Source organism: Mesorhizobium sp. GbtcB19 (assembly GCF_019091085.1).
Classification (GTDB): Bacteria; Pseudomonadota; Alphaproteobacteria; order Rhizobiales; family Rhizobiaceae; genus Mesorhizobium.
In genome coordinates this window covers 1-251 of the sequence record NZ_JAGXJY010000361.1, presented here as the reverse complement: position 1 = coordinate 251, position 251 = coordinate 1, and the positions used below count along the sequence as shown (strand labels likewise).

Below are 251 nucleotides of genomic sequence, written 5' to 3'. Positions count from 1 at the left end.
GGCCACGGCCACAACGGCGGCCAGCAAGGGCGGCCGGTGACCTGCGAGCCCCCGGACAGCCGTGTCCCGCGCGGCGAGCCGGACGGCACGGCGACGGTTCTGGCCCCCCACTACCGGGACAAGCAGCCCCACAGGCCGAACCGCAACGCCCTCGCCACCGGAGGGTCGGTCTATTTCCCCGATCCGACTTACGGGCGGATGGAGTACTCCGGCGAGCCCAGGCCGCAGGAGCTGGCATTCCAGGGCGTCTA

General features: G+C 72.5%; 1 pseudogene. It reads left to right on the top strand.

Annotated features, from left to right (window positions below):
• Positions 1-251: pseudogene (locus KVT37_RS32485) on the top strand (SMP-30/gluconolactonase/LRE family protein); the annotation flags it as partial.